Raw genomic sequence first — 25,270 nt, 5'->3', positions numbered from 1 at the left:
AGATTAAAGAAAAGTTTTTTGGTTTTCGTCTTCCAGCATGGTAAAGTCTTGGGCATTTAAAGAAAAGCGGATGGTTGCAAGGTTTTCAGGCTTCACTTGCTTCAATTTCTCACTTTCCACGGCAACCTGAATCGTAGTAACAACATTTTCATTCAGGATTTTTTCCACAGCTAATCCAAACTCTGGTATTCGACTCTTCAATACTTTGTCCGTAAGTATTTTTAAGGAATTATCTTCCTTTAATTCATTCGATGCTACACCTGTCGGACGGCTGATCGGTCTCGCCCCTGACAGCCTTCCACCCATCCAGACAGGTTTGATCCTTTTGGATGAAGTTAAAAGCTGACCCTTCTCCAAAATCGATTTTTCCAAAAAATCCTTTGGCTGAAGGCTGGCGACTTTCCTTGAGTCAATTTCTAGAGAAAACAATTTGTTTCCGGCCTTTAGTTCTGCCAAGTTCATTTGGGTCCCCGGCAATTTCTTTACTTCACCTACTTCTGTCTTTTTTGCAATAATGGAAGCATTAAGGATCTTAGCATCTGCCAAAGCTTCATTTTGTGACGGGTATTTCTTTGATACTACAAAGTCCCTCTTTCCTGATTTATCCAAACCAATGATTTGATACTCTCCAGTGATTGTTGGTATTGCTGCCAAGGATTCTGACTTATAGGCAACTGGAATAAAATCAGATATTTGCCGAGTAATTTCCTGTTGGGCTAATAAGAGAGATTTGGGAACGTCCACTCCAATTTTTGTTACAACCGAAAGAGATTCTTCAAGAGCATCTGCAAGATTTTTCTCCCATTCCCCCGAAGGATATCCCCCTCCTAAGTCCTTATACAATTCATTTTCGCTTACGGCCTTAGTAAGACTGATTTGAATTGCTTTTGCAGTGTCTTTTGCAAAAGATTGGGCCAGTACAGTCAGTCTCTGTAGAGACTGACTATTTTGGACCGGCTTTTCATCTATTGATTCGATTGCGTACCTGATTTCGACTTCAAGATTTTGAATCCCAATTTTTGGAACCGGGAAATACCTTAAAATTTCATCAGCTGCATACACCTGGGCTAGGTTTCTGGATGCCTCATCAGCTTTTGACTTAGCCTCATTGATGTCGCTGAGTAAAGATGCAATGATCTGGTTCAACTGGCTCATAGCTTGTTGATTAGAAAAAAAATAAATTTAATATCAAGGTGTAACCGCTGGCTTTTCCAAAATTGCTTGCTCCATAATATGAAGTACTTTGGCCAAGCCTGCAGGCATTTCATCCTGAACAGCTCTCACATTAATATCAACCGTGTATTGGGTAGAATTATTGACCCTGGAACTAGAGGTGCTACTGGAATTATGGCGAGTAGCAACCTTCGCATTCATGGAAAACTTTACTGGAGATAAAAATCCACCAGCTTTAAAATTTAAGTTAGTGTCTGTAGCTACACTGTTGCTAGTGGCTTTGGAGCTTCTGTATTCCTGTTGCTCAGTAATATTTGCAGTAAATTGAATAGTCATCTCCTCGATCCGGATATATGGTATAGGGACTATTGTAAGGATAGGAACAGTGAGTGATACCTCTTCTTCTCCTGTACCATCATCAACATTATCCCCAATTCCATCAGCGCTTTTCCTTTTATACTTAAAAGTCACATTGCGCACATCCCCCATATTACCTTGTTCATCGGCTGCTTCATTTGCAGCTGCATCATCCGATGCTCTTTTGAATCCAACTTCTTTGATAAAGTTTACCGTTGACTTAGCAGCTAGGCCCTGTGCCTGAATGGCGGCAATCATTGGCCCACTGATAATTCTTCCAAAAGGAAGGGATCTTAACGTACGATTTGCATAGCTCATGATTAAAATATTTATAGTGGATAGAAAAAAAGAAATTCAAAATCAAAAGATTAAAGGATACCCTTTAAAATCGAGAACAGCTATTTAATATAATGTATTTATCTCAAAATCAAAGTCTTATGAGCGTAAAAAATTGAAAAATCATGAAATAATACAAGTGATTTTTCGATTAAATCAATAACAAATTTTATAATCCAATAAAATAATTAATCAACTATCAATAATATCCTGAGAAATCAGGCGGTAGATTTCAGCCAGCTGCTCGTTATAATTCAAAAATCTATGATGCTCCTCCAGGGTCTCATAGTCCTCCCGTATAGCAGGACCGGTTTGAGCATTTTTGGCCCCAATTTGAAGACTCTTGGAAATGGTTTCGATGATTAGAGGCTTGAGCATTTCAAAGTCCAAGCCTTGTCTTCTCATAATCTCCTCAGCAATCCGGATCATATGGTTTGAAAAATTACTGGCAAATACTGCAGCCACATGAATTGCCTTCCTATCCTTGGATCTAACCACATAAACCATTTGGGAAAGACTGTTTCCCAATTTCTTGAGTTTCCTCAAAGTGTCCTGGTCCTCAGATTCAATCAAAAACGGGACATCTGAAATATCCATTTTCTTCCCCATGGTGAAGGATTGAAGTGGATAAAATATACCAATGTAAGTTGCAGAACTATATCCCAGGATATCCAGTGGAATGGCCCCGGAAGTATGGACCAAAATACATTCCTCGGGCAGAATCACCGCATCTGCGACTTCGGGTATAGCAGAATCTTTTACAGCTAAAATAAAAATCTCAGCTTCACTTTCAGAGAAATCTAAATCCGCTTTGGGCACTGCTGAATAGAGACGTTCTGTAATCTTGACCGCTTTTTCAATATCCCTGGCATAGACTTCTGTTATTTCATGACCTGCATTTTCCAATGCCGGAGCTAAATGCCAGGCAACATTTCCTGCACCAAGAATGGCTATTTTGAACTTCATAATGGAAGTAAGGAATTTTTTGAGTAAAAAAGAAAGGCCATTTCCAAGATTGGAAACGGCCTATCAAATAAGAATCTATGTTTTTTAAATATGTAACGCTCTGTTTTCTGTAGCTGCCAAACAGGCTTCTTTAAAGGCTTCTGTATAGGTTGGGTGAGCATGGGACATTCTAGAAATATCCTCAGCTGAAGCTCTGAACTCCATGGCTACCACCGCTTCTGCGATCATGTCTGCAGTTCTTGGACCAATCATGTGGACACCCAAGATTTCGTCCGTCTGGGCATCGGCCAAAACTTTCACCAATCCATCGGTATCCATAGAGGCTCTAGCTCTTCCTGAAGCCATAAATGGAAACTTACCGGTCTTATATTTGATACCTTTTTCCTTCAGTTGCTCTTCAGTATAGCCTACTGCAGCTACTTCAGGCCAGGTGTATACTACGCCAGGGATCAGATTATAGTTGATATGTGGTTTTTGACCGGCGATGGATTCTGCTACGAATACACCTTCTTCCTCGGCTTTGTGAGCAAGCATGGCTCCTTTAACCACATCCCCAATGGCATAAATTGAAGGAACTGAAGTTTGCAAATGATCATTGACCTCAATCTGACCTCTTTCAGTCAACTTAACTCCAGCAGCCTCCGCATTCAAACCATCGGTATACGGTCTTCTTCCAATGGAAACCAACACATAATCTCCTTTGATTTCCACGGTTTCACCCTTGTCATTATCGGCTTTTACAGTTACTTCCTTGCCCTTCTTTTCAACAGAAGTGACCTTGTGCTTCAGGTAAAATTCAAAACCGATTTTTTTCAGGGATTTCTGAAGTTCTTTACCCATAGTCCGGTCCATGGTAGGGATCAAGGAATCCATGAATTCGATCACAGAAACTTTTGCTCCAAGCCTAGCATACACTGAGCCAAGCTCCAATCCAATTACACCACCTCCAATCACGACCAGATGCTTTGGAATTTCCTTTAAATTAAGGGCTTCTGTAGAAGTGATTACTCTATCCTTGTCCAGTTTAATAAATGGCAAAGAAGAAGGTTTTGATCCTGTAGCAATGATGATATTTTTCCCTTTGATTTCTTCGGAAAAACCATCCTCTTTTGTGACTTTGACAGTAGAAGCATCCACAAAGGAGCCAATTCCCTGATGAACATCGATCTTGTTCTTTTTCATCAGGAACTGGATACCATCCACATTCTGCTTCACAACCTCATTCTTTCTGTCAATCATCTGCTTAAGGTCCACCTTGAGATTGGATAGATTTATACCATGTGTTTTGAAGGTATGAGCGGCATTATGATAGTGCTCTGAAGAATCTAAAAGTGCCTTAGAAGGAATACAACCCACATTCAAACAAGTTCCTCCAAGGGTGGAATATTTTTCAACAATAGCGGTTTTCATACCAAGTTGCGCAGCTCTGATAGCGGCTACATATCCTCCCGGTCCTGATCCGATAACTATTACGTCGTACATAATTCTTTAGGTTTTAGGGTCAAAACAAGTTGTAAAACCTGCCTTTTCATAAGATTTGGGGCTGATAAAACTCAGCCCCTATTTTAGTTATTCCTGAATCCACTTCCGGATCAAACTCCAAAAAGGAGTCTTGTAGGATCTTCAAGTAATTGCTTTACTCGAACAAGGAAACTAACAGACTCACGGCCATCGATAATTCTATGGTCATAAGAAAGTGCCAAGTACATCATAGGTAGGATTTTCACTTCTCCATTGACGGCCATAGGGCGCTCAACGATATTGTGCATACCCAAGATCGCAGACTGAGGGGCATTAATAATCGGCGTGGACATCATGGATCCAAAAATCCCTCCATTGGTGAGGGTGAAAGTTCCCCCAGTCATTTCCTCGATGGACAATTTGTTATCACGAGCTTTGGTCGCCAATCTTACCACCTCTTTCTCGATTTGTTCAAAGCTCATTTGCTCTGCATTTCGGATTACCGGAACAACCAGTCCCTTAGGCGCTGATACGGCAATAGAGATATCGCAGAAATTATGATAAATGATTTCGTTACCATCAATTTTAGCATTCACTGCTGGCCACTCCTGAAGAGCTACACAGACAGCCTTGGTGAAAAAGGACATAAAACCAAGGCCTACACCATGCTTCTCTTTGAACTGCTCCTTGAATTTGGACCTCAAGTCCATGATAGGCTTCATGTTTACCTCATTGAAAGTGGTAAGCATGGCAGTTTCATTCTTCACAGCAACCAATCTTTTGGAAACAGTTTTACGTAGGGAAGACATTTTTTCTCTTCTCTCGTCTCTGCTTCCACCTACAGATACGGCCGGTGCTGGGGTAGCAGCTGGTGCAGGACTAGCGGGTTTCGGAGCAGATTTTTGGGCTGAGATAGCATCCTCCTTAGTGATTCTTCCATCTTTTCCTGTTCCTGCAACACCCGATGCTGCAACACCTTTTTCTGCTAGTATTTTTGCGGCAGCCGGAGAGGCATGTCCAGTGGCATAATTCTCTTTGCCAACACCCTGGGGAGCGGAAGCAGCCTCAGTTGTTGCTGGAGAAGAAGCTTGAGCTTCTGGCGCTCCGTCTGTCACTTCAATTTTACATATCATCCCTCCGATCTCAAGGGTATCGCCTTCTTTGGCAACATGTCTTAAAATCCCTGAGGCTTCAGCCGGAAGTTCGAAAGTCGCCTTATCTGAATCAACCTCAGCAATGATTTCATCCAATTTTACATAATCACCGTCATTCTTGATCCAGTTGGCAAGAGTAACCTCAGTAATGGACTCACCAACAGTAGGCACTACCATTTCCTTGACCTCTCCGGTTTTGGATGTGGTAGCAGTTCCAGCTAAAGGTGCGGGGCTTTCTGGTGCAGCAGCACTTACACCAGCTCCCTCTTCAATCACACAGATCACAGCACCGATTTCCAGGGTATCCCCTTCCTGTGCTTTGATCCGAAGAGTACCGGCAGCCTCAGCGGGAAGTTCAAAAGTAGCCTTGTCAGATTCAAGCTCACATAGGACTTCATCCAATTGTACTTGATCTCCATCTTTTTTAAACCATTGGCCTACGGTCACTTCTGTGATAGATTCGCCTACAGCCGGAACTTTGATTTCTTTGCTCATGTCTTTTTCTTTTATTCTTTTACACTGGGTAAAAGGGACAAAATGATTAATCGGGATTATTGTATAGGAATAATTATACTTTTAAAGCTTTGGAAACAATCGCTTTTTGTTCTTCTACGTGTACCTTGTTATAACCGGTAGCCGGAGAAGCACTAGACTTACGGGCAATTACTTCCATAGGAAGTTCTTTGTACAAAAGTCTAAGCATGTAATTCCAATACCCCATGTTTTCAGGCTCTTCCTGTACCCATACAACTTCAGCATTTTTATAGCTACTAAGCACTTCAAAAAGTTGCTTTTTAGGAAGCGGGTGCAATTGTTCGATTCGGATAATTGCTACGTTCTTGATTTTCTCTTTTTCACGCGCTTCTTCCAGATCATAGTAGATTTTACCTGAACAAAGGATCACTCTTTTGACATCCTTAGCAGCTACAGTGGAATCGGAAATAATTTCACGGAAATGCCCCGAAGTAAATTCAGAAATTGGAGAAACCACTTTAGGATGACGCAAAAGAGATTTTGGAGACATCACTACACAAGGTTTTCTGAATTCCCAAGCCAATTGCCTTCTCAAAAGATGGAAGAAGTTGGAAGGCTCAGTGATATTAGCCACTACCATATTGTATTCAGCAGAAAGCTGTAAAAACCGTTCAGGACGGGCGTTGGAGTGCTCAGGCCCCTGACCTTCATAGCCATGAGGAAGCAACATTACCAATCCGTTTTGTTTTTGCCACTTGGATTCACCTGATGAGATAAACTGGTCAATCATGGTTTGAGCTCCATTTGCAAAGTCTCCAAACTGGGCTTCCCAAATGGTGAGTGAATTTGGATTGGCCATTCCATAGCCATATTCAAATCCCAAAACTGCATATTCAGACAGCAAGGAATTATAAATATGGAATTGACCTTTACGATCCTTCAATTCTTTCAATGAATTGTAAGGTTGGTTGGTATTCGCGTCATGAATTACTGCATGACGATGGGAGAAAGTACCCCTTTGAACATCCTGTCCGGTAATCCGCACGTTTTTACCTTCCAACAAAAGTGAACCATAGGCTAGAAGTTCAGCAGAGGCCCAGTTCAACTCCTTGGACTGGAAGAACATATCCTTTCTCTGCTTCATCTGAACCTCAATTTGCTTGATAGCCTTAAATCCTTTTGGAATTACGGTTAAAGCCTCTGCAACCTTAGTAACTACATCTTCGGAAATACCAGTTTCTGGGGATTGATCAAAATCCTCTGGAGTAGATCTTCTTAAATTACCCCACTCCCTTTCAAATTTGGTGGCCTGATATGGAAGAGGTTTCTCTTTTACCATATTCAATCTATCCTGAAGCAGCTGACGGAATTCTTCATCCATCTGAGCCGCAATCTTGGCATCAAAATCACCTCTCTCAGTAAGTTTTTTGACATAGATCTCTCTTGGATTGGGATGCTTAGAGATGATGTTGTACAATTCAGGCTGAGTGAATTTCGGTTCATCAGATTCATTGTGTCCATGTCTTCTATAGCAGACCATATCCACAAAAATGTCCCTACCGAATTTTTGGCGGAATTCAGCAGCTAATTTAGCGGCAAAAACCACTGCTTCAGCGTTATCTCCATTGACGTGAATAACCGGAGCGTCAATAATTTTAGCTACATCCGTACAATAAATAGAGGAACGTGCATCATCAAAATCAGTGGTAAAACCAACTTGATTATTGATTACAAAATGAATGGTGCCTCCGGTATTGTAGCCTTTTAGGCCGGCCATTTGAGTCACCTCATAAACAATGCCCTGACCGGCAACTGCCGCGTCCCCGTGAATAAGGATTGGCAATGCTTTTCTGGAATCACCTTTATGTTGAGAATCTATTTTAGCTCTAATAAACCCTTCCACAACTGGATTCACTGCCTCAAGGTGGGATGGGTTGGGGGCAAGTTTCAAATGAACTTTGTTATTATCTGGAGTAACTATATCACTGGAATACCCCATGTGATACTTCACGTCTCCATCCCCCATCGTTAAATCAGGCTTAGCAGTACCCTCGAATTCAGAAAAAATCTGTTCGTAGGTTTTACCCATGATATTTGCAAGGACATTGAGACGGCCACGGTGTGCCATACCAATCATTACCTCTTCAACTCCAAAAAGAGCCGATGTATTGATCACTGCATCCAAAAATGGAATGGTGCTTTCCCCTCCTTCAAGAGAAAAACGTTTCTGACCTAAATACTTTGTATGAAGGAAATTTTCAAAAACAACAGCTTGATTGAGCTTGAAAAGGATCCTCTTCTTTTCATCATTTGAAGGATTAAAGGCCAAAGCTTCTTTTTCCACTTTGGTTTTGAACCAATCCAACATCTCCGGGTCCCGGATATAAAGGTATTCAAAACCCATTGGGCCTTCATAAATAGTCTTCAGTGCATCAATGATGGAAGAAAGCTTGGCTGTGCCAATACCAATTTCATTTCCAGCCTGAAATTCGGTATTCATATCTTCCTGTCCCAATCCAAAGTCCTGAGGATCAATCAGAGCCTTTCGGTCTCTTCTTTCTCTAACTGGATTAGTTTTGGACCGCAAATGAGCCCTGGAGCGGTGTGCATGGATCAAAGCGCGTACTTTGATTTCCTTGGGAAGTTGCTCCATGTCCATGATGGTTCCTGGGGTTGCGAGGGAACCATTTTTAGCTAATGTGGTCTCGGAAGGAGTTGCTACCGATGTGACACCCTCTGAATCTCCAAAGTGGGTAATGGCAAAATCAAAGCCATCAAAAAACTCTTTCCAACTTTGATCTATGGATGAGGGGTCTTTTTTATAAGAATTGTAGAGCTCATCGATATAGGATACATGAGCATTGGCGATGTAAGAGAATTGGTCCATGGTTATCTATTGGGAACAAGACAAAGCTAAAAGTTAAAAAGGATAATAAAAAATCGCTTATTTGCTTTTCCGAATATATATTTTAAGAAATAAAAAAAGCAGCGCAAATGCGCTGCTTTTTTTTTTATCCAATGAGTATTATCTCAAATCTGCTGGCCAAGGTTTGCCTGCATTAGATTTAACAGTAACCAATCCTGTTTCATCATAAGAGTTAAGCCACTGGAATACCAAATCTGTTTCATTTGCGCTGATAACAGTCATGGTATAGGTTCCTCCATATTTATCTGTTCCGGACATGGTAAGTTTCCCACAAGCATCACTTATACGGACATTACCATTACCCCAAGAATCTCCATAGCAATCGAAGAATCCAAAGGTTCCATCGGTAATCGAATAAGCACCAGGAGAACTTGCAACAGGAGTCCAAGTGGTTGTTCCAGTAATTTCGCCGTCACAATCTCCATATGGAGATTCCATATTTGTCTGAACGAAATCATAGGTACCTCCCAAATCAGAAGGACAAACTACCGCAACATTATATTGGAATGGAGAAGCATAGAAAGGAGCACCGGCAACGTTTGTAGTAACGTTGTCACTGGAGAAACTTCTTCCAAACTTATCATTCAATACCAAGCGGAATTCGAAAACATCGGCTCCTTCGATATCACCCAAAGTAAGACCAACAGCTTGAATTGCTTCCGCTGCAGGAATTTCAAAGGTAGTTCTCAAGAATCTTGATTCTGTATTTGGGGCAAAATCAGATTTTTGAAGAGTCTTTACCAAAACATCATTGGTAGGAGTATACTCCAAACCAACACCTGGGATCAATCTTCTGTGACGTACTCTAATCTCTACCGTTTCAACAGTAGCACCATCTTCAATATCAACTGCCTCTAGGGTCAAAGCAAATTTAGATCCTGGCAAATTGTACAGGTTGAAAGTTGTGCTGGTTCTTGCAATGGTTCTCAAATAAGCACCAGTATCAAACTCTGAATAAGGAATATTTGGATCAACAAAATCCCTACAGGAGCTTAGGAGAATCAGCGCACTAGCCAACAAACCAAAACTATATTTTAACATTTTCATATCTTCTCAATTTTTTGATTAGTAAACCCAAGCGTTACCTGCAGGATTTTTATCCCAGAAAACCTGAACAGACTGATCCGCTTTTTGAACCGCAGAGGTATTGGTTACCATGTAGTTGTTTGGATAGAAGAATGAACGAGGGAAAACACCCGGATTCGCTTCCAAACCAGGTTGCATATTGTCTGGCTTACCAGTTCTTCTGTACAAATTATAGGCTTCAACACCATTACCAAACAAGGACAACCAGTACTCTCTACCGATAATATCCATTTTGTCATCATCTGATTCGGCATCTGTGTATTCCCCATCGACATAATCAAGGTAAGCATCAACCAATTCCTCATAACGAGTATCATCAGTGTAGGATACTACCTTAGCCCCTTCCTGAGAATCCTTGGCGAATTTTCTAACATAATTCATATGCTTCTCAATGCCGGACAACAAATAATCCTTAACGTCACCAGTTGTGCCTAATTCCAATGCAGCCTCTGCCAACATAAAATCTACATAAGCAGCCAACATGATTGGGTGAACACCTGCACCTTGAGCACCCAAGGCAGGGTTATTCACAGGCGCAGCAGAATCGTCATCAAATCGACCACCCGCTGGATACAATCCCCAAGCAGTACGCTTCAAACCATCTGGTGGAATACCGTCTGGATCCAAATGATCACGTCCCCAATAGCCTCTCTCACCAGGTAGACAGTAGATAAAATTACCTACCAAATAATGAGCAGGAGCAATTTGAGTGATACACTCGATTTCATCAGGATTAGTAGAGTTTACTGTAACCTGACGGTAGAAATAATAACGCGCTCTTGGATCATCAAATCCTTTTGCCTCTGTCAAATGCCACATATAGTAAGTAGACTGATAATCACCACCACCAGATGTATACTGACCGGCGAATCGTGGGTGACGGGAATCCGGATCAGCATTTGTAGTTCCAAATCGGAAAACAAAATCATCACCAGCCTTCAATAAATTATCCTCAGCAATCAAAGCATTGATTCCGGAAGTAGAAGCACCGGCATCTACCAATCTAGTGTTGAGGTAATATCTCAATTTCAAAGTATTAACCAATCTTACCCATTTGGTGTAGCTTCTACCGTAATAGTAATCGTTTGGAGTGCCGGAAGAAGTTTCAGTAAAATGAACTTTTGCCTCTTCCAAAGCAGCCAAGGCAGCACTATAAACACTTTCACCAGAGTCGGTTGCTGGGTTAAACTCGTTTGGATCCAAAGCCTGAGAATAAGGAATATCACCGTAAGAGTCTACAAGGTTGAATAGTACCATAGCCTTGATGGTCTTCGCAATACCCAAATGTCTATTGAACCCGGCCTCTTCAGCCAAGGGCTCCAAAAACTGGATATCAGCAAGGATATTTGCATAGGCATTAGACCAATAACCATTGGTAGTGGTAGGAGTGTAAGCTCCTTCATACTGAGCCGAACCTTGGTTGATGATCCGGGTCAAACGCATACCGTCATCCCCAATGGTATTGAAGAGAGACTGGTAGTCCAACTGAATTCTGTTTAACAAGAAGTCAGGAGATGCTGTATCCGCATTAACCGCATTTGGGTTTTCCAATAGATCTAAATCACAGGAAACCGCAAACAGGGTACTGGCAGCCAGCAATAAACTATATATTTTTCTTTTCATTGTATTGTCTGTTTGGGGTTAGAATGTAAGGGTTACAGTTCCACCAAATCTTCTTGAGCTTGGACCAGTTACGAAGTCAAAACCCAAACCGTTACCAACACCTGTTCCCAACACGTCTGTATCATAGTTCATGTTTGGAGGGAAGTTCAAGGCAAGGAACCAAAGGTTGGTACCACTCAATGCTATGGAAGCTCTCTTAAATGGAGTCTTCGCCATCAAAGAAGAAGGCAATTCATAGCCCAAAGAAACCTCACGAAGACGGATCATAGAACCATCGAATACGTTTGGCTCATCGGTAGCACCCTGATAACCTGCAAAGAAGTAGTCAGAAGCAGTGATCTGAATGTCGTTAGGTGTTCCGTCTTCCTTCACACCTGGCATGATAAAGGTCAACTCTCTGTCAGCAACCGGATCTTTGGTCACACCACGAGCCAATGTTGCAGTAACAGTATTTGAGAAGATAGCACCTTTATGTCTGTACTCCATCATAGCACTCAAAGTGAATCCTTTGTAGGAGAAGCTGTTGATCCAGGAACCATTCCATCTTGGGTTAGGATCGCCAAGGATTTTCAAATCAGCGGCAGGCTTTTGCAAACCATTGGAAAGAATGATCGGCTGTCCAGTCTGCTCATCTCTATCAAAACCAATACCTTTGATGATATTGAATGGCTGTCCAGGAATAGCGAAGTTACCCAAGGTAGTGAAACCAGCAACAACGATCTCTTCCAATCCACCACCCAATTCCATGGTCATAGATCTGTACATACCCCAGTTTACAGTGGAATTCCAAGTAAATCCAGAAGCAGTTGATACCGGAGTAACAGTTGCCTGGAATTCGACACCTCTGTTACGGATTCTACCAATGTTGATAGCTGTAGATGTAAAACCAGTTGATGGGTCAATTGGAGCTTGAGTGATCAAGTCTCTGGTGTTCTTCTGGTACAAAGAAAGATCGAAAGTCAATTTGTTATTGAACATTACAGCTTCAACACCAAATTCAACTTCCTCATGAAGCTCAGGCTTCAAGTTAGGGTTACCCAACAAGTTGGATACGGAGTGAGTCTGAGTTACAGTTCCATCCCTGTCAAATGCTCTTGCACTTTGTGCCAAAACGTTTCTAGTTCTGTATGGAGAAGGGAAACCGGCAGAAGTACCATAACCCAATCTCAATTTCAAGTCATTTAAAGTGCTGGAATTCCAATTGAATGCAGTGGTAGGAATGAACGAAACAGATGCTCCTGGATAAAGGATTCTTCTGTTTTCCTTCTCTACGGTTGAAGTCCAGTCATTTCGGGCGGAAAGATTCAAATAAAGGTAGTTTGCATAGTCCAAAGTCACGTTGGCATAAACCCCCATTCTTCTTTCTTCTTGAGTTCTATTCAGTGAACTACCGGTATAAGCATCATTAGAAGATGACTGTGTGAAGTTTGAGTGACGGAATAGACCGAAAGCCAATTGGCCCTGAGAAGCCACTCCGTTTTGCATGTAACTGTCATAACGAGAGTTTCCACCGATCAATGCACTCATACCAAAATCATCAGAAAACTGCTTCTTCCAGTTGATTACCAAGTCTTGGTTCCAAATGGTATTAGTGATGTTTGTGGTACGATAGTAACCTGATTGGGTAGCCAAACTAGCTGAAGGTCCTCCCTTGTTATATCTTGCCTCCTGCATTTCTGTATAGGTATCCAAACCGATACGGTACGTCACTGAGAAGTCGTCATTGATATCGTAGTTCAAGGAAGTGGAATTGAAGAAACGGTGTACGTCAGATGTGTTTGAATAATTGTTTACCAACCAAATTGGGTTTACAATATCGTTACCACCTCTGTAGTAAACAGAGCTTCTGTCAACTGGATTTTCCCAAGGAAGACCTCCCAAATCCACTGAGCGAGGCGTATACAAAACGTGAGCGAAGACAGATGGAATACCTCCAGATGGTCCGGAACCAAATGCTGCGTTAACTGGAGGAGTCTGTAGATCGGTAATTGCAAAAGTGAAGGAAGACTTCACAGAAAGCTTATCAGTAACCGCAGAGTTTATACCTAATCCGAAGTTGTACTTCTTCAAATCATTTCCAGGAGTAAAGCCCTGCTCATCAGTATAACCAAAGCTAGCATTGTAGCTGGTGTTTTGAGAAGCGCCAGAAACTTGAACTGAAGTATTGCTGATCAAACCTTGTCTGAAGAAAACCTCAGAAGGGTCAGCATAAGCCTTGTACTCGTATTTAACAGGGGTTCCATCTGCATTGAAAAACTCAGGGAACGCGTTTCTAATTGCGGCAACAGAAGAGGTTGCATATGGGTGATTAACAGTAAGTCCCAAATCCATTCTCGGACCGAAGTTAGAGAAGAAGAAACCAGGAGCCTGCTGGAAACCGTTACCATAAACCTGACCATAAGTAGGCAAGGAAGCAGCTTCGTTGGTAAATACGGACTGGTTGATAGTAACCTCGGCAGCTTTACGCTTGGAAGCACCGGACTTAGTAGTAATCAAAACTACACCGTTACGGCCCTGATCACCATAAAGTACTGTTGCGGAAAGACCCTTCAATACAGAGATCGCCTCGATATTGTTTGGATCGATATCCAAGAAACGGGAAGAAGTAACAGCACCACCAGTAGTAAATCCGTTCTCGGCATTTGTACTGGTATTAAATGGCACACCATCCACAACGAACAAAGGCTGGTTAGAACCAGTGGCAGAGGAATAACCTCTGATTACCATGTTGGTACCAGAACCAGACATACCGTTGGTGGAAGTGATGTTCACACCAGGCACTTTTCCTTGCAATACGCGGGCTACGTCTTGCTCAGGACGGTTTTCAAGTTGCTCGTTACCAACAGAGGTAACTGCATAACCCAAGGCTTTCTTTTCCCTTTCGATACCAATCGCTGTTACTACCACTTCGGATAGTTGAGCAGCATCGGTCGTCAGGGTTACATTGATTACGGTCCGATTACCGATCGCCTCTTCTTTGGTCTCAAGACCAACAAAAGAGAAAATCAGGACATCAGAACCCGCAGGCACGCTGATGGAATAATTACCATCCAAATCGGTGGTAGTACCCACTGTCGTACCCTTCACGAGGACGGTTGCACCCGGCAAGCCTAGTCCATCTTCGTCGGAAATTACCGTTCCGGTAATTACCCGCTGTTGCGCCGACACCTCAAAATTGAGGGCCATGGTGAAAAGCGCAACAACAAAGAGTAAAGCTTTTCTCATAAGGTATTTAGTTTAGTTGATTCGTAAAGAAAATCTGTTTGATCGGAAATTCAAAATACGTAGCAAAGACTAAATAAATACTTTATGTATAATTTATTATTTATTTAATTCAATTTTTAAATTTAAAATAATATAAAGTCAATTTTTAATTTTTAAAATACAATTTTTTCATTTTTTTAAAATTCAACGGTGATTTTTTAGTTTAAATGGCATTAAAAATGGATTATTTGGCAAAGTAAGTATTATTAACAAATTTTAACCGATTCATGATGATTTTTTTACATTCACAGAACAATCTTCTGAAAATCTGCTTTGATTACACATTGAAAAAAAAATTATAACCTGAAAAAAAATTAAAAACCGTGATTCATGGCCTTCAAAAGCATTTTTTTGAAATTTTCATTCAGGTTTAACGGATTTCACTAAAGTAAATTTGGAATTATTAAAATTCATCAAATTTTAGAAATCAAAAATTCAATCAAACCGAATTTTATGGTTCTTTTTATTAGGTGATTCGGCTATTTTTTTGAAAAAAAATTAAAGGTTGGTTCAAATTATTACCAACATTTCAAATCAGAACGAATATCTCAAGGTAAAGGCCGCATCATCCCCCCAGAGATCGGTAAAATCCTGAAAACTATAGGCAGGCTTCCAATAGCAGCCGATATAGAAATTAGTCCTGTCAAAATTGTACTCTAATCCGACGATGGCGTCAACTCCATAAGCGGTATAGTCCTGTGTACTCTTGTAAACCCATGGGGGCTCCCCTTTTCCCAATTTCCACATCCCATAATGAACCCCTGCCCCTACGTACCATTCCAACCCTTCAAACTCTCGAATATTCATATGGTGCTCAAAAAGTAATGCCCCAACCCATCCTTTCCATCTTTTATAAACCATCAAGTCAACTGCACCATTTCTAGTGACAAATTGCTTTACAGTCCCTCCTATATTTGTACCGCCTGTAACCCCAACCATGGTATTATAGTCTCCTATTTGGGCCTTGGCCTCTCTACATGAAGTAAATAGTGCCAGAACAACTCCAAATATCAGAATGTAAATTGATCTCATATTTTTAAAAAGAAGAATTCTGAGAAAAAGTAAAGACTTTTTCAGGAGTAATGCAAAAGTCCAAAGGAACATCATGTTGGTTAGTTGGTATAAGGCCTTCTGGAGGAAACACACTTAAACCAACCTTGCAAACTCTCCTATCTAATGAGGAAAGGAAAACATCATAGTATCCCTTCCCAAACCCGATCCTATTCCCCTTTTCGTCAAAGGCCAACAAAGGGACAAAAACCACCTCCACTAAATCCGGATCGGTTAATTTTGCATCTTTAGGCACTGGAATTCCCCAATCATCTTCTTCAAATTCAGGATGAGCAGGAAGAACCAATGTCTCAAGCATCGCCTTTCCCGGTATTACACGTGAAGTGTATACCGTTTTATCCTCTCTTTGCAGTAATTCAAGAATGGGGTAGGTATTGAGCTCTTTTTGTTTTTGTATTGGAAAAAACAAATGGAAATGCCTATAGGTATCATGTGTAGCAAGCCAAGCTTCCACTTTGGAAAAAACCTTCAAAGAAAGTCTTTCCAATTCCTCTCGTGAAAGCTCTTTTCTTCTTTGCTTGTATTCCTTTCTTAAAAGCTCCTTTTCACTACTCATTCTTCCAATACCATCATCCTAAAGTCCAAAGGATCAAAAACCTCCATCAAATCATGGATGAAATTCGGGTTTGCTAGATAAAACTGCATCATATTTACTACTCTTTCTTGTGGACTACCTCCTGGCTTGAGATAATCCTCGATAGCAGAAACCCGCTCTAATTGGATGTATTGTCTCCTTTCTTCCGCTTTCCTGAGCTTTCTGCTCATTTGATCAAGGATTTTGAGAGATCTGATTTTGGCGGCTTCAAAGGAATTCATGAGACTCTTCTCCAAATCAGCAGCTTCTTCTCCTTTTTTATCAAAAATTTCCACAATCTCAATTCTTTCCTTCTCAAGGCTTATATCAAGCTTGGCATTTGCTTCCACAAACTCCCGAGCCCAAACTTTAAAATTCTGAAACAAATCAGCCGGACCCCATCCCATCTTTTCAATTTTACGCTGCATTTCTCCGGATAGTACCAATGCAAAGTTTCTGGGGAGCAAAACCGGGAACGGTACTTGAAAATGATCAAAAACTCCCTTCAATTGTAACCAATACACCACCTCGGCAGGTCCGCCCAAATACGCGAGATTAGGAAGAATCATTTCCTGGTACAAAGGTCTTAATACCACATTGGGACTGAACTGCTCAGGATTGGTTCTGATTTTATCCTTGATCTCCTCAGATGAAAAACTCAATTCGGTATTTAATACCACATATCTATCCCCATGCTGTTCAATTCGCTCCCGAACTCCCTTGTCCAGATAAAAGAAATTGATTTCCCTAGGAAAAATCTGACCTGAATAGCCTAAAGACTCCAATGCCTCTGTCTTTACAGTCGCTTCCACAAAAGGACTGTGGACAAACAAATCCTCCAACATTACCTTAGAAAACTGGGCCTTTAAGGCAGAATCATTGCCGTCAATTATTACTAGGCCTTCCTCTCCAAATAGTCCGTCAACGTACTTGCGCACTGCCTCCGAAAGTTTTCCCGATGAAGAATATGCTTTCTTGAAAACTTCATGGGCAAAGGGAACCGTCTTTAGAAAATCCTTGAAGCCCTGATCAAGATCAAAATCCCCTACCGCACCAGTTTGTTGAGAAGTCCACTGGAATTTTTTTCCGTCAAGCTTGAAATAATTGATCTCATCAAAATCATGATCCTCACTTGCCATCCAATACACCGGAACAAAATTATATTCCGGATAAGCTTCCTTTAGAGCAGAAGCAAGCTTGATTGTAGAAACGATTTTATAGATGAAATAAAGCGGACCTGTAAACAGGTTGAGCTGATGTCCAGTCGTTACCGTAAAGGTATTGGCTGCATCCAGCGATTCAAGATTAGACTGAGCTTTCGGTGAAAGTTCCATCCCTTCATATTGCCGGAGGAGAGACTCAACCAACACCTCTCTTGCTTGGCTCGAAAAAGACTTGGCAGCAATTGCATCTCTAAAGCTTTCCAGCTTGGGCAAGTGTGAATAAAATGGTCTTAGCGCATCTTTCCCTTCTATATAGTCTAAAAAAAATGATGAAAACTGGCCTGTTTGTCTAAGATCAATACAATGCTTTTTCATGAAATAAAGGGAATAAATCTTTCGGGTTCAAACTACTGCAAGGTAGTCAAAGTTCAGTTTTTTTATCAAAATTAGAGACTTCTTCTACCAACGGGGAAAAGTTTCCGTCAGTTGTATGGAAAAATGGAACAATTTTTAACCAATTGGCTTTTTCAGTAAAGGATTGAAAAATCTAAAAGCCTTAGATTTGCCTTCCTGATCATTATGCTCCAATACGAAAGATTTTTCCTAGACAACGGGCTGGAAGTCATCATCCACCCGGACCATAACAGCAAGATTGCTGTTTTCAACTTACTCTATAAAGTCGGATCCCGAAATGAAGTAGCCGGTAAAACCGGGCTTGCCCATTTTTTTGAACACCTGATGTTTGGAAGTTCCGCCAATGTGCCTGTTTTTGACAGGGCACTGGAACGGGTTGGAGGAAGCTGCAATGCCTTCACCAGCCCGGATATCACCAATTACTACATGACCTTGCCGGCATCAAACTTAGAAACTGCCTTTTGGCTGGAATCTGACAGGATGCTACAATTGACACTTACAGAAAAGACAATAGAGACCCAGAGAAAAGTAGTTTTGGAAGAATACAAACAACGCTATCTCAATCAACCCTATGGTGATGTATGGCACCATATGCGGGACATGGCCTTTTTGGAACATTCCTACCGTTGGCCAACTATTGGACAAAGAACCTCCGATATCGAAGAATACACTCAAGATGATGTCTGGGATTTTTACAAAAGGAATTATGCCCCCAACAATGCAATTCTAGTCATCGGGGGAGCTGTAAATACAGAGGAGGTGAAACAATTGGCCAATAAATGGTTTGGCCCAATCCCCGCAGCGGCTATCCGCTCCCACTCTTCCCAAAAAGAACCTGAACAACAATCGAAAAGAACCCGAGAAGTCAATTACGCTGTTCCAACAGATGCTCTCTATAAAGCATTCAAAATGCCCGGGAAATCCGAAAAGGGGTATCTGGAAGCAGACTTGATCACTGATTATCTGGGATTTGGCAAATCCTCCATCTTGGAACAAAGGCTGATCAAAAACGGAAAACTTTTCGCCTCGGCAGGAGCTTATGTATTGGGTTCATTGGATCCGGGATTATTGATATTCTCGGGAAAAATGGAACAAGGAGTATCTGCAAAAGAGGCAGAACAGGCACTGGATGAGATAATCGGAGATTTTCTAAACAATGGAATTCCGGAAAAGGCCCTCCAAAAAATCAAGAATCAAGGAGAAGCAATGAAAACCTATGAATCAATCCAATTGATCAATCGGGTGATGAATCTTGCCTTTTATGCCAATTTAGGACATCCAGACTTGTATTGGCAGGAATTTGAAATCAAATCAGCTCTCACTTCCGACGAAATTATGGAAAGAGCAAAAGAATATTTAATAGAAGAGCAAGCATCAGTTTTATACTATCAATCAGAACATAAATGAATCCATTTAGAATAGGTTTTGGGTACGATGTACATCAACTTCAAGCAGGCTATGATTTTTGGCTTGGCGGGATCAAGCTTGACCATGAAAAAGGTGCAGTCGGACATTCAGACGCGGATGTATTGATTCACGTGATCTGTGACGCCCTACTTGGAGCGGCCAATATGCGAGACATAGGCTATCACTTTTCTGACAAAGACCCCAAGTACAAAGGAATCGACAGCAAAATCCTCCTCAAGGAAGTCATGAAGCTAATCAGAGGAGCAGGATATGAAATAGGCAATATCGATAGCACCATCTGCCTTCAGGTCCCGAAGGTGAACCCACATATCCCTGCCATGAAGTCCTGCCTGGCCGAAGTAATGGAAATTCCCGAGTCTTCGATTTCCATCAAAGCCACCACCACAGAATGGTTAGGGTTTGTAGGAAGAGAAGAAGGAGTCTCTGCCTATTGTGTGGCTTTAATTCATCAAAAATGAGCGATTCGATCAAAATAATCACTACCGAGGATGGATCTCACTCCCTCTATCATGAGGGTTTGAAGGAAACCTACCACAGCTTCCATGGAGCATATCGAGAATCCATCCACGTTTTCATGTTGTATGGACTGGATTCTTGGCTAGCAAGAAATCCCAGAAGATACCCCATCCGGGTTTTTGAAGTTGGGTTCGGTACAGGCCTCAATGCCTGGTTGACTTTGGTTTGGGCCGAACAAAACCAAATCCCGGTTTTGTACCACAGCATAGAACCCTTCCCTGTTTCCAAAGAAATTTATTCTCAACTCAACTATATCGAGCACGACCATTCCATCTGGCATTATCACAAGTATTTTCAGGCTCTTCATGAAGCTCCCTGGAATGAGGGCGGACCTGTATCCGAATATTTCAATTTCAAAAAAGACCAGGTGACATTGGAAGATGCTCAACTTTACCCTTCGGATGTGGTTTTTTTTGATGCATTTGCACCGAGCAAGCAGCCCGAACTTTGGGGGAAAGAATTACTGGAAAAGGTAGAAGACTCCATGAATCCCGGAGCAGCTTTTGTTACTTACTGTGCCATGGGACAATTGAAAAGAGATTTAAAATCCATAGGATTGGAGGTAGAAAGCCTTCCCGGACCTCCCGGTAAAAAGGAAATGACAAGAGCTTGGAAACCTTCCTGGTCAGAATAAAAATTGGGAGAAACGCGCAAGTCTATCCATTAGAATAAAAACGAACCCAAGCCCAAGTTGGCTTGGGTTTTGTTTTTAGTGGACCAAATTTCAAAACTATGCCTCTGTTAGTCTTTTCCCTACTTGTTATCCTATTTCAAACCGAACCAACAGAAAGCGCCAAGCTGGAAAAATTGGTAAATGAACGAGAAATACTTTTTGAACAATGGCAAAACTCGGAAAGCAAGAAATCAGGAATCTTCGGAAATAGGACAAAAAAAGACATGTCCGAAACCAACGATTGGCTCAAGCGAATTATCTCAAAAGACAATCAAATCATAGAGGAAATCAAACTTAGCGGAGAGATCAAATCCGCAGTAATCGGACAGGAAAAAGAGGATTACAAAACAATTACCCTCAATTTGGAACAAGACGTACAGACGCTCAAGCGTGCCCTTGCAGATCGGGACAAGACCATTGCTCAAAAAGTCTCCGAAAGAAGGACCTTCGAGTGGATTTCCCTGATCTTTTTCTTGAGTACACTGGGATTAGGACTTTGGGTCAAGCGCCTTTACAAAAGGATATAAAAAAAGCTCCTGCAATCAGGAGCTTTCTCTAATCATGCTTTCAATCTTGCTATCGGAGTTCTTGCCCCTTTTGTTTTTTGGTCCATTCCTACCAAAATCTCAGCATCAAGCGGCAAAAACAAATCAACTCGGGAGCCGAATTTAATAAAGCCGAATTCTCCTCCCTGCTCCAAGCTATCTCCTTCTTTCACATACCACTTAATCCTTCTAGCCAAAGCACCCGCAATTTGTCTTACTAGAATTTTTGTTCCATCCTCAGCTTTTATGACCATGGTGGTTCGCTCGTTTTCGGTGCTGGATTTTGGATGCCAGGCTACCAGATACTTCCCAGGATGATATTTAAAAAATTCTACCACGCCTTTTATCGGTGAACGGTTGACATGCACGTTTACAGGAGACATGAAAATGGAAACCTGTTTTCTCTTTTCCATAAGGTATTCATCCTCAAAAGCCTCCTCGATCACCACAATCTTGCCATCTGCAGGCGCAAATACCACTCCTGGCTCATTGGGCAATTTGATAATTGGATTTCTGAAAAACTGCAGGATCAACAAGTAGATCACCATGCTTCCCAGCATACTTACATTCAGCCAAAATTGCTGATCCGGGAGAAAATAGTATAGAAGATAGTTGGCAGCAACCAACAGGATCATCAGCCAAAAAAGCAAGACCCGTCCTTCTTTGTGAATAGTCATCATAAGCAAATAAACTAAAAGGCGTAGGTACTTCCTACGCCTCAAAGATAAACTATTATCGGAATTGATACTTTTTAAAAACCACCACGGAAGGTATAGGTTTTTGCAACTTTATCAATGGCAACAATGTATGCCGCGATTCGCATAGGAACATCATACTTCTGGGAAGCCAGATAAACATTGTCAAAGGCATCCTTCATAATCCGGTCGGATCTTCGGTTAACCCGATCAGCAGTCCACTTATAGCCAAGACGATTTTGTACCCATTCAAAATAGGAAACAGTTACACCGCCCGCATTGGCAAGAATATCCGGCACAGCCATAATTCCTTTTTCATTGATGATGGCATCAGCCTTTGCTGAAGTTGGTCCATTGGCTCCCTCAACGATCAATTTAGCCTTGATCTTATCCACGTTATTGATGGTGATCACATCCTCAACCGCAGCAGGCACCAATACATCCACTTCCAAGGTCAACAAATCCATCGCATCATCCATGCGATCTCCGCCTTTGAAACCTTCCAAAGTTCCTCCGTTGGAATCACGGAATTCGATAGCTTCAAGGATATTGATTCCTTTTTCATTGAAAAATGCACCTGTATGGTCTGAAATTGCTACGACCTTCAAACCTCTCTCCTCTAACAATCTCGCTGCCCATGACCCCACATTTCCGAAGCCCTGAACTGCACAGGTAGCTTGGAATGGATTGATTTTGAGTTTTTGCATCGCCGCCAGGGCAGAAACCATCACACCGCGACCGGTGGCTTCTGTTCTACCCAGGGAACCACCCAAAACCAGGGGCTTTCCGGTCACAACTGAGTTTACAGTCATCCCATGTGCTCTGGAGTACTCGTCCATCAACCAGGCCATTTCTCTTGGCCCTGTACCCATATCCGGTGCTGGAATATCCTTATCCGGGCCAAACACATCAATCATGGCCATTGTATAAGCCCTCATCAGTCGCTCGATCTCCCCTTTGGACATCTCCCTGGGATTACATCTTACACCTCCTTTACCACCACCATAAGGGATGTCGACTACGGCACATTTCCAGGTCATCCAGGCTGCAAGCGCCCTAACCTCATCAATGTGCACATCAGGTGCAAAACGGATCCCACCTTTGGCAGGTCCAAGGATATTGGAGTGAATTACCCGTATCCCTTCAAAAACCTTGATCTTCCCATCGTCCATGGTAATGGGCAGGGAAACAATTACTTGTTTGGCTGGATTTTTCAACACGTTGTAAACTTCATCGGAAAGTCCCAGCTTTTCAGCTGCTATGTTGAAACGTTCCATCATTGACTCCAACGGATTCTCTTTATCCTTAATTGGAGCCGGTTCAATGTAAGCCATATTGGGTTATATTAGAATAGTGAAATGCTATACAAACTTAAGTAGTTTTTCATATTCCCCGGGCGGGAATTAGAAGATTTTCAAAAAAGCAGTGATAAAAGGGGCTGATAATAACAATCCATCAAAACGATCCATAAATCCCCCGTGTCCCGGCAATACTTTTCCGGAGTCCTTGATCTCAATGGAGCGCTTAAACAGAGATTCAATCAAATCTCCATATGTACCTGCAATTATGATGATTCCTGAAATCACCAGCCATTTCCAGTCCTGAATAGCATGAAAATATCTTGCCACTAAAAACGCTACGGCTATAGCAGAAAAAGCACCTCCCAAAAATCCTTCCCAGGACTTTTTAGGCGACACTCTCTCAAACAGTTTGGTCTTCCCGAATTTGGTCCCGGCAAAGTAAGCCCCCGTATCACTTGCCCACAAGATCAACAGGCAACCGAGAATGATTTCGTAGTGATAAACCTGATCCACAGAGAACACTGCCAAATTGATCAGGGAAAAAGGAACTGCTACATAGAAAATCCCCAAATAGGTGAATGCTACCCCTGTAAATGGTTTTTTATCTGTCTTCTTGTAAAGCTTGATAAAAAAGGTCAGGGAAACCAGCGGGAAAATCAGGTAGAGATATTCATGCGGAAACTGCTCCTTTTCAATCAAAAAAGTCATGGTGAATATCAGGAGTCCCAGAATTGTCCCGAAGGTTTTCAAAGGCAACATTCCGTCCAACCCGCACAATTTGTAAAACTCCATCTGGGCAAAACCCAGAATGCAGGCAAAAACCAGAAAATAAGTCCAGTCCGAAAATATCAAAGAGAAAATCACCACCAACGCTCCAATCGAGGCTGTAATTGCCCTTTGGGCGAGATTGCTGTAATTATTGATATTAAAACTTGATCTCATTTTGGATTAGATTGGTGGCTTGCAGCAATTGGTCCCGATTCACCAAGACTTCGTAGGTACCGAATACGTGGTACACCGTTTCTTTTTTATTAAGAACAACTGCAGGTATTTCATTTTCTTCCAGAATCCCTTTAACTATTTCTGCTCTGACCTGCTGATTACTCTCGAAAACCTTGATCCAGTTCTGCATGTTCGTTGGAATTCTTTTTCTTAAAATAATAGATTCCTCCCATAAGAACCAAAAAGCCTAAAATCGCAGCAGGATAGGAAACTGTATCTGTGGATTCAATATCGAATTCTACCATTCCCTTATTGGAAAAATACACCAAGAGTACCGTGAAGGAATTATTGAAAATATGAGCTAAAATTGGGTATAGTAAACTTCCTGAGTACAAATACAGATAGCCAAACAGCGCTCCTAAAAACACCCTGGGCAAAAATCCATAAAACTGCATGTGAATAGCTGAGAAAATGATTGCCGTCATCCAAATCCCCCAATGAGCCGAACCTGTGTAAAGGTGCATTTTGGGCTGAATTACCCCTCTGAAAAACATCTCCTCTCCCACTCCTGCAAAAATCCCGATTACCAAAATTCCCATCAGCAGTTCAGGCACACTCTGAAAATCCGTCAAGAACTTGGTCAGTTCCATCAACTGGGCTTCCATTTCCTTCATCCAATTCTCAAGCCCTGCCATGGATTCCGGGAGGGAAAGCTGGGCGTTCCAATACACCAAAAGCGCATTAAAGAGCATTCCTCCGAAAGTAATGATGAGTACTAATCCCATCCTGTCGGCTTTAAATCGGGAAAGTTGAAGACCCCAATGCAAATTTGCCTTGTCTATCCAATGAATCACCACCCAAGCTGCCACCCAGAAGCCAATTCCAGAGCCCAGGCCTTGAATAAAGAGCATGGCCATCCTCCCGTTTGGAACAGAAAAGTCTCCAGACATTAAGCCCAGGATATCTTCCATCGATAGATTGAACAACACTGGCACTAGGCCTAAAGCCAATCCCTGCAACAAAATCAGGATGCCAAAAGCAACTAAAACAATGACAACCAAGGACAAAAGCCAGTTCTTTCTCTTGGCTATTTCTTTGTGGGTTTCGTAAATCTCCATATTTGAGCTT

The 25,270-nt window shown here is 41.8% G+C and carries 21 protein-coding genes; 4 read left to right on the top strand and 17 right to left on the bottom strand.

What is annotated here, in order from left to right; all coding sequences use genetic code 11:
- Positions 1–3: 3 nt before the first annotated feature.
- The 12 genes from P2G54_RS03345 to bshC all read right to left on the bottom strand — a co-directional run bounded on the left by P2G54_RS03345 (position 4) and on the right by bshC (position 18,003).
- Complete coding sequence (locus P2G54_RS03345) at positions 4–1,155, bottom strand: hypothetical protein (RefSeq protein ID WP_275868173.1); 1,152 nt, start codon at positions 1,153–1,155, stop codon at positions 4–6.
- A 33-nt stretch (positions 1,156–1,188) separates the two neighbouring features.
- Positions 1,189–1,848, bottom strand: coding sequence for a DUF2589 domain-containing protein (locus tag P2G54_RS03340; protein ID WP_275868171.1), 660 nt, complete (start codon positions 1,846–1,848; stop codon positions 1,189–1,191).
- Between the two features lie 210 nt (positions 1,849–2,058).
- Positions 2,059–2,832, bottom strand: a complete 774-nt coding sequence (locus tag P2G54_RS03335) for a Rossmann-like and DUF2520 domain-containing protein (protein WP_275868170.1) — start codon at positions 2,830–2,832, stop codon at positions 2,059–2,061.
- Between the two features lie 84 nt (positions 2,833–2,916).
- Positions 2,917–4,314 (bottom strand): dihydrolipoyl dehydrogenase, encoded by a 1,398-nt coding sequence (lpdA, locus tag P2G54_RS03330; protein WP_275868168.1) that lies wholly within the window; start codon positions 4,312–4,314, stop codon positions 2,917–2,919.
- Positions 4,315–4,424: 110 nt separating this feature from the next.
- Positions 4,425–5,942, bottom strand: a complete 1,518-nt coding sequence (gene odhB, locus P2G54_RS03325; RefSeq protein ID WP_275868166.1) for a 2-oxoglutarate dehydrogenase complex dihydrolipoyllysine-residue succinyltransferase — start codon at positions 5,940–5,942, stop codon at positions 4,425–4,427.
- Between the two features lie 73 nt (positions 5,943–6,015).
- Positions 6,016–8,808, bottom strand: coding sequence for a 2-oxoglutarate dehydrogenase E1 component (locus P2G54_RS03320; protein WP_275868164.1), 2,793 nt, complete (start codon positions 8,806–8,808; stop codon positions 6,016–6,018).
- Positions 8,809–8,946: 138 nt separating this feature from the next.
- Complete coding sequence (locus P2G54_RS03315; RefSeq protein ID WP_275868162.1) at positions 8,947–9,894, bottom strand: hypothetical protein; 948 nt, start codon at positions 9,892–9,894, stop codon at positions 8,947–8,949.
- A gap of 18 nt (positions 9,895–9,912) precedes the next feature.
- Positions 9,913–11,556 carry a SusD/RagB family nutrient-binding outer membrane lipoprotein gene (locus P2G54_RS03310; RefSeq protein WP_275868160.1) on the bottom strand — a complete coding sequence of 548 codons (1,644 nt, stop codon included), beginning with the start codon at positions 11,554–11,556 and terminating at the stop codon, positions 9,913–9,915.
- Between the two features lie 18 nt (positions 11,557–11,574).
- Positions 11,575–14,781: a SusC/RagA family TonB-linked outer membrane protein gene (locus tag P2G54_RS03305; RefSeq protein ID WP_275868158.1), complete on the bottom strand. Its 3,207-nt coding sequence runs from the start codon at positions 14,779–14,781 to the stop codon at positions 11,575–11,577.
- A 573-nt stretch (positions 14,782–15,354) separates the two neighbouring features.
- A complete protein-coding gene (locus P2G54_RS03300) occupies positions 15,355–15,852 on the bottom strand; it encodes a hypothetical protein (RefSeq protein WP_275868156.1) in 498 nt (165 codons plus the stop codon).
- Positions 15,853–15,856: 4 nt separating this feature from the next.
- On the bottom strand, positions 15,857–16,447 hold the full coding sequence (locus P2G54_RS03295) for a 5-formyltetrahydrofolate cyclo-ligase (protein WP_275868154.1): 591 nt from the start codon (positions 16,445–16,447) through the stop codon (positions 15,857–15,859).
- On the bottom strand, positions 16,444–18,003 hold the full coding sequence (gene bshC / locus P2G54_RS03290; protein WP_275868152.1) for a bacillithiol biosynthesis cysteine-adding enzyme BshC: 1,560 nt from the start codon (positions 18,001–18,003) through the stop codon (positions 16,444–16,446). Before bshC ends, P2G54_RS03295 begins: the two co-directional genes overlap by 4 nt.
- 204 nt (positions 18,004–18,207) lie before the next feature.
- On the opposite strand from bshC, the gene P2G54_RS03285 reads away from it, so the two are divergent.
- The 4 genes from P2G54_RS03285 (at position 18,208) to P2G54_RS03270 (ending at position 21,186) form a co-directional block, all read left to right on the top strand.
- Positions 18,208–19,449, top strand: a complete 1,242-nt coding sequence (locus P2G54_RS03285; protein WP_275868150.1) for a pitrilysin family protein — start codon at positions 18,208–18,210, stop codon at positions 19,447–19,449.
- A complete protein-coding gene (ispF, locus tag P2G54_RS03280) occupies positions 19,446–19,928 on the top strand; it encodes a 2-C-methyl-D-erythritol 2,4-cyclodiphosphate synthase (protein WP_275868148.1) in 483 nt (160 codons plus the stop codon). The genes P2G54_RS03285 and ispF overlap by 4 nt, the downstream gene beginning before the upstream one ends.
- Positions 19,925–20,620 carry a tRNA (5-methylaminomethyl-2-thiouridine)(34)-methyltransferase MnmD gene (mnmD, locus tag P2G54_RS03275; RefSeq protein ID WP_275868146.1) on the top strand — a complete coding sequence of 232 codons (696 nt, stop codon included), beginning with the start codon at positions 19,925–19,927 and terminating at the stop codon, positions 20,618–20,620. The genes ispF and mnmD overlap by 4 nt, the downstream gene beginning before the upstream one ends.
- 98 nt (positions 20,621–20,718) lie before the next feature.
- Positions 20,719–21,186 carry a Clp protease ClpB gene (locus tag P2G54_RS03270; RefSeq protein WP_275868144.1) on the top strand — a complete coding sequence of 156 codons (468 nt, stop codon included), beginning with the start codon at positions 20,719–20,721 and terminating at the stop codon, positions 21,184–21,186.
- Positions 21,187–21,218: 32 nt separating this feature from the next.
- On the opposite strand, the gene P2G54_RS03265 is transcribed toward P2G54_RS03270, so the two are convergent.
- From P2G54_RS03265 to P2G54_RS03245, 5 genes are all read right to left on the bottom strand, one after another.
- On the bottom strand, positions 21,219–21,881 hold the full coding sequence (locus tag P2G54_RS03265) for a phosphatidylserine decarboxylase family protein (protein WP_275868443.1): 663 nt from the start codon (positions 21,879–21,881) through the stop codon (positions 21,219–21,221).
- A gap of 74 nt (positions 21,882–21,955) precedes the next feature.
- A complete protein-coding gene (locus P2G54_RS03260; RefSeq protein ID WP_275868142.1) occupies positions 21,956–23,233 on the bottom strand; it encodes a Glu/Leu/Phe/Val dehydrogenase in 1,278 nt (425 codons plus the stop codon).
- Between the two features lie 69 nt (positions 23,234–23,302).
- The gene (locus P2G54_RS03255; protein WP_275868140.1) at positions 23,303–24,142 is read right to left on the bottom strand and encodes a phosphatidate cytidylyltransferase; all 840 of its coding nucleotides are present in this window, start codon (positions 24,140–24,142) and stop codon (positions 23,303–23,305) included.
- Positions 24,126–24,332, bottom strand: a complete 207-nt coding sequence (locus P2G54_RS03250) for a DUF2007 domain-containing protein (RefSeq protein WP_275868138.1) — start codon at positions 24,330–24,332, stop codon at positions 24,126–24,128. Before P2G54_RS03250 ends, P2G54_RS03255 begins: the two co-directional genes overlap by 17 nt.
- Positions 24,301–25,260: a CPBP family intramembrane glutamic endopeptidase gene (locus tag P2G54_RS03245; protein ID WP_275868136.1), complete on the bottom strand. Its 960-nt coding sequence runs from the start codon at positions 25,258–25,260 to the stop codon at positions 24,301–24,303. The genes P2G54_RS03250 and P2G54_RS03245 overlap by 32 nt, the downstream gene beginning before the upstream one ends.
- Between the last annotated feature and the right edge of the window lie 10 nt (positions 25,261–25,270).

The sequence above is a fragment of the Algoriphagus sp. CAU 1675 genome (assembly GCF_029222925.1).
GTDB lineage: Bacteria > Bacteroidota > Bacteroidia > Cytophagales > Cyclobacteriaceae > Algoriphagus.
This window is presented reverse-complemented; position numbering and strand designations above follow the sequence as displayed.